Below are 5,798 nucleotides of genomic sequence, written 5' to 3' on the forward strand. Positions count from 1 at the left end.
CCGGCCACCCACCGAGAGGAGGGCGGTCGAGTTTGATGGGTTCCATGCGGCCGCGCCGCGGGCAGGGCCTGCAAGCCGCTGCCTACCTGACACCGCTTCTTGTTGGTACTGTCATCTTCGTCGTGCTGCCCGCCGCCTACAACATCTATATCTCATTCACTAATTTCGGGCTGTTCCACTTTCAAAAGTTCGAGTGGGTGGGGCTGCGCAACTACCTGGAGATTTTCGCGGAAAGCCCTGCGTTCGTGCCCGTGCTGGGCTGGACGGTCACATGGACGGTCCTAACGAGCTTCCTCAACATCGCGGGGGGCCTACTGCTGGCGCTCTTGCTCAACCACCCGGGGCTGCGGGAGCGAAACCTGTACCGGACGCTGCTCATCGTACCGTGGGCGCTGCCGGGCATCATCAGCATCCAGATGTGGGCTGCCCTGCTGGGCGGCAATGGTCCGGTCAACCTGGCTTTGGGTGCCCTGGGGATGACACCGGTGCGCTGGCTTGGTGACCCGTTCTGGGCGAAAGTGTCACTGCTTGCCGTCAACCTGTGGCTTTCGTATCCATTTTTCATGGTGGTCTTCCTGGCGGCGCTGCAGAGCATCCCTCGGGAGCTGTACGAAGCCGCCACGATGGATGGGGCCACCGGATGGGCCAGCTTCCGCTACATCACGCTGCCACTCCTGGGCATTGCCACGGTTCCGCTGGTCGTCACGCAGATAGCGTTTCAGTTCAATAACTTCAACGTCATTTACCTGTTGACGGGCGGCAACCCGCTGGCGTTCCCCGGCGCGGATTATGGAGCCACCGACACCCTGGTCACGTACGGCTACAAGCTGATCACGTCGGTGCAGCGCTACGGGCTGGCGGCGGCTTACGGCGTGGTCATCTTCCTTATCATCGGCCCCATCACGTACATCAACAGCCGTCTGACGCGGGCGTTCGAGGAGGTACGCTGACGTGGCCACCCTTCCGTCGGTACGGTATCAGGTCACCAGCAAGGGCCAGGCCGTGTCGGCGTGGCCAACCCGGCGCGATGGGACGTGGCGTGTCTGGCCTGTTCGCGTCGCGGCCGTAGCCGTGACGGTGTTGAGTCTGCTCCCCACCCTCTACGTGCTGGCAGTCTCGTTCAAGGCCGGCGAGGCGTTTTACACGAGCAGCCTCATTCCGAGGCAGTTCACGCTGGACAACTACTCCAGGCTGCTCACGACGACCGGCTTCAAGCGGTGGGCGGTCAACAGCCTCATTCTCGGGGGCGTGGGGGGCGCGGCCTCGACGCTCATCGCCGCGCTCGCCGGGTACGCCTTCTCACGGCTTCGCTTCCCGGGAAGGCGCTACGGGATCCTGACGCTGCTCCTGGTGCAGATGCTGCCGACGTCGGTCTCGATCGTCGCCATCTACCGGATCCTCCTCACCGTGGGGCTGCTGAACACGCTGCAGGGGTTACTGCTACTGTACGGACTGGGCGGGAGCGCTTTTGCCGTGTGGCTGTTGAAGAACTATATCGACAGCATCCCGAGGGAGCTCGACGAATCGGCTTACGTGGACGGGGCGACACCGTGGCAGGCGTTCTGGCGCATCACGTTTCCGCTCGTCCAGCCGATGCTGGCGGCGCAGTTCATCTTTTCGTTCATCGGGATCTTCAACGACTACATGGCGCCGAGCCTGTACTTGACGAGCCCCGAGCTTTACCCGTTGGGCGTGGGAATCAAGATTTACGTGGCAGGGCAGTACCAGGCCAACTGGACCGCATTTGCCGCGGCGTCGGTGCTCAGCTCCCTGCCTATCCTGGCCATCTTCTTCCTGGCGCAGCGGCTGCTGGTGGAGGGCCTGACGAGGGGTGCATTGAAGGGCTGAGGCCAGCAGGCCCACCCGGTCGCGGCAAGGGTGGCACGCTTTCACGCGCAAGGGCCGTTCAAGTGGAAGGCGCGGCTTTCTCCCGATCAGCTCCACACCTGGCTGAGCGGGATGCACAACCCCGGGAAGAGATCCGGGCAAAAGCTCGTGTTGCCTTGAAGCTCCTGCGCCAGCACGTACTTTCCTTCGGCCAGCCGTTTGGCCTCCAGGGTGGCGCCACCTGGAGCCGCGGGTCAGCAGCCAAGGCCCCTTGCAGCGCCTCCGTAGAAAGGACACGCCCTGCTCTCAGGGCTTCCCGGCCCGGTTCTAGCACGGGAAGCCGTCCTGCCTGACGACGGCAGCTTCTGCACCTGTCAACGCCCGATGGCCAGGATGGCGGCCGAGCGCGGCCCAACCACGGCCGCTCGGTCGCTGACCTCGAGTTCTCCGGTGGCCAGGCGCTCGGTGACGCGGAGACCCGCGCCCGTGATCTCCGGCACCGGCGCTTGCCACGGGCGCATCCCCCGGTTGACCACAACGAGGCATCGCTCGCTTCCCCCGGTACGGGTGCCGCTATCGGCACCAGCGCCGCGCTGGTCACGGGCAACTCCGGGCAGGCGGGGGACGCGCCAGAAGGCAAAGGCCTCGGCGACATCGTCGACGGCTGCAAGCTCCACGCCGCCGGTGCGCAGGGCGGGGTAGCGGCGCCGCCACTGCCCCAGATCCCGCACAAGCTGGAGCATGGACTGCCCGTCCCTGCCAGGCGACCAGTTCATGGGGCGACGGCAGTCGGGGTCGCCGCCGCCGTCCATGGCCACCTCGTCCCCATAGTAGACCTGGGCCACGCCCGGATAAGCGAACTGGAAAAGCGTTGCCATCTCGAGCCGCCACAGCTCGCCTCCGGCCAGCCGCAGAAAACGCGGCGTGTCGTGACTTCCGAGGAGGTTGACCAGCGCTTCGGTAACGGGCGGCGCGTACGTGAAGCGGATGCTCTCCAGGCGTTCCCAAAGCTCCGTTGGACCGATGCTGCCGCGGGCAAAGAAATCCAGCACCGGAGCCCGCCACGGGTAGTTCATGACGCTGTGGAACATGTCGCCGCGAAGCCACGACGCCGCCCGGTGCCAGATCTCCCCCACGATGAACACGTCCGGCTTCACCCGCCGGGCCGACTCCAGCACCTCGCGCCACAGCTCCCGCGCCACCTCGTTGGCCACGTCGAGCCGGAACCCGTCCACGTCGGCGATCTGAAGCCAGCGCCGGACCACACCCACCAGGTACCGGCGCACCTCGGGGTTGGCGGTGTTGAGCTTCGGCATCGTGACGACGGCGTTGGCGAAGGTCTCGTAGTTGGGCGGCGCCTGGGAGACAGGAAGGTTTCCCGGGAAATACCACTCCCGGTAGGGCGAAGCGGCGCCCTGCTCCAGCAGGTTTCGGAAGGCAAAGAAACGGTCTCCCGAGTGGTTGAACACCAGATCGAGGATCACCCGGATGCCGTGGCGGTGAGCCTGCGCGGTGAGGTCGGCGAGGAGGTCCTGCGTGCCAAAAGCGGGGTCGACGTCCAGGTAATCCTCGGTGTCGTACTTGTGGTTGCTGGGCGAGCGGAAGATCGGCGTGAGGTAGATGGCGTCCACGCCCAGCCCGGCAAGGTAGGGCAGCTTCTGGATAACCCCCGCCAGATCACCGCCGTAGAAGAGGCCTGCGCCTTTCGGTACGGGCTGCGAGGTGTCCTGCGGCCAGGGGAGCGTACCCGGGGGGTCGTTGGCGGGATCACCGTTGAAGAACCGGTCCACGAAGATCTGGTAGAAGAAAGCGCCGCGCGCCCAGTCTGGCACAGCCGGGCTTTCGCCGGCAAGCTGGTGGGGCCACTCGAACGGCCACACGACGTGGCGGGCACGCGCCAGGCCGCTGTCCCCCACCCACCAGACACCGGCCCGGGAGGCAGAGGCTGGCACCTGGCCTCCCGCAGGCAAGCCGGATTGCGCGCCGCCGGGCAGCACCCACAGCCAGTACGCAAACCGGCCGGTAGGCAGCTCCAGCTCCGCTTCCCAGTAATCCCACTGGGCATCACGGCCGGAGTGCTCGCAGGCGCGCTCCAACCAGGGCGGCCGGCCGAGGCCGGCCCGATCCGGTCCGCCTCCTTGCTCGTACCGGTCGGCCCAGACGACGCCCGCAGCCGCCACCTGGTCGCGGCCGGTGCGCAGCACGATGCGGAGCCGCCCGTTCTCTTGCTGCGACGCCATGGGCCACTCGGCCCGGTGGTCAACCAGCGGCACGAACCCCGCCGGGTTGAGCGACAGGGGGAGGGTGGCCATCAACGTCCCCCCTCGCACCCGCAGGGTGCCCCAGCCGGCATCAGCACCCGGCCCTGCATGGGCGCAAGTTCCACTTCGAGCTTGCCGTTGACGGGCGCGAAGGATTCGCCGGTGAGCGCGTCCTGCCAGGCAGTCTTCTCAAAGGTGGCATGAGGCGAGACAAGCCCGACGCTCGCCGGGGCGTCTGAGTTGTTCAGCACCACGATGGCCAGTGACGGCTCCGCGTTGCCGGCGCTGCTCGGTTCCCGGACGTACGCGTAGACACCCGTCATGTCGTCCGCAAGGATCGTCCGGACGTCTCCCCCCAGCAGGACGGGGTTGCTGCGGCGCAGGGCAATGAGCGTGCGGTACCACGCGAGCAGGTCCTGGTCCTGCCGCTCGGGATCCCACGGAAAACTCCGCCGCGAGTCCGGGTCCCGGCGCCCCTGCAGCCCCACCTCGTCGCCGTAGTACACGATGGGCGCGCCCGGGTACGTCATCTGGAAGAGCGCGGCAAGCTTCAGCCGGCGCACGTCGCCTCCGGCGGCCGTCAAGAAGCGTTCCGTATCGTGGCTGCCGAGGAGGTTTAAAAGCGCGTAAAAGATGGGCCCGGGGTAGTCGGCCCGGATCTGTGAGAGCCTGGCGTCAAACTCCGTCGGCGGTATCCGGCGGAGCGCGACGAACTGCAGCACGGCGTCCCGAAACCGGTAGTTCATGACGGCATCGAACTCGTCGCCCCGAAGCCACGGTTCCCCGTTCTGCCAGATTTCGCCGACCAGATAGGCGTCAGGGTTGGCGTTCTTGACGACCTTCCGGAACTCCCGCCAGAAGGCGTGGGGCACCTCGTTGGCCACGTCGAGCCTCCACCCGTCTACGCCGTGCTGCATCCAAGAGCGTACCGTGTCGAATACGTACTGCTGCACCTCAGGGTTGTCGTGGTTGAGTTTGGGCATGTCCGGGTAGCCCGCCCACGCCCGGTACGAGAGGGGCTTGCGCGTCACGGGCCAGCGCCAGATGTCGTACCAGTCGTAGTAAGGGGAGTCCGTGCCACGCTGTACCAGGTCCTGAAAGGCCCAGAACTCATCGCCGGTATGGTTGAAAACGCCGTCGAGAACAACCCGGATCCCGAGCCCATGAAGCACCTCCACCATGCGCCGGAACGTGGACAGGTCGCCGAAGTGCGGGTCAATACGGCGGTAATCCCGGGTGTCGTACTTGTGGTTGCTCACCGAGTCGAAGATGGGGTTGAACCAGACAGCCGTAATGCCGAGGTCCGCAAGGTAGCCCGAGCGGTCGATGACACCCTGAAGGTCCCCACCGAAGAAGTTACTGGTCGTGGGCCGTGCATCCCAGGGGACGGTGACCGGCGGGTCGTTGGAGGGGTCGCCGTTGGCGAAGCGTTCCGGGAAGATCTGATAGAAGACCGATCGGGAAACCCACGCCGGCACCTCGACGAGGGAAACGCCGGCCCGCGAAAACACCCACGGCCGCACGGCGGCCGGTTCTTCACCGGCGCCGTCTGCGCCGACGAAAAGCGGCGCCGAAGTTCCCTGAGCGCGGACGGCGAAGCGGTAGCGTTCTTCTTCCCGGGCAGAAGCGTCGCCCCCACAATGCCCGTCCAGATGCGCCTCCCAGTACCGGTACAGCCGGGACTGCCCGATGGCTCGCATAGGAAGCATC

4 protein-coding genes are annotated in these 5,798 nt (G+C 66.2%); 2 read left to right on the forward strand and 2 right to left on the reverse strand.

Features of this window, described 5'->3' with window-relative positions; genetic code table 11:
- Positions 1-35: 35 nt before the first annotated feature.
- Both AB1609_14350 and AB1609_14355 read left to right on the forward strand, forming a co-directional pair.
- On the forward strand, positions 36-950 hold the full coding sequence (locus tag AB1609_14350) for a sugar ABC transporter permease (protein MEW6047639.1): 915 nt from the start codon (positions 36-38) through the stop codon (positions 948-950).
- Between the two features lies 1 nt (position 951).
- Entirely contained in the window at positions 952-1,848 is an 897-nt protein-coding gene (locus tag AB1609_14355; GenBank protein ID MEW6047640.1) for a sugar ABC transporter permease, read from the forward strand.
- Positions 1,849-2,201: 353 nt separating this feature from the next.
- On the opposite strand, the gene AB1609_14360 is transcribed toward AB1609_14355, so the two are convergent.
- Positions 2,202-4,139 (reverse strand): alpha amylase N-terminal ig-like domain-containing protein, encoded by a 1,938-nt coding sequence (locus tag AB1609_14360; protein ID MEW6047641.1) that lies wholly within the window; start codon positions 4,137-4,139, stop codon positions 2,202-2,204.
- Positions 4,139-5,798 (reverse strand): glycoside hydrolase family 13 protein (locus tag AB1609_14365; GenBank protein MEW6047642.1); only part of this gene is annotated, 1,660 nt, incomplete at its 5' end. The genes AB1609_14365 and AB1609_14360, both read right to left, overlap by 1 nt.

Source organism: Bacillota bacterium, from assembly GCA_040754675.1.
GTDB lineage: Bacteria > Bacillota > Limnochordia > Limnochordales > Geochordaceae > Geochorda.

Excerpts from the sequence above, each read along its gene's own strand:
- AB1609_14350 (MEW6047639.1), top strand. The coding sequence starts at position 36 with ATGGGTTCCATGCGGCCGCGCCGCGGGCAGGGCCTGCAAGCCGCTGCC.
- AB1609_14360 (MEW6047641.1), bottom strand. The coding sequence starts at position 4,139 with ATGGCCACCCTCCCCCTGTCGCTCAACCCGGCGGGGTTCGTGCCGCTG.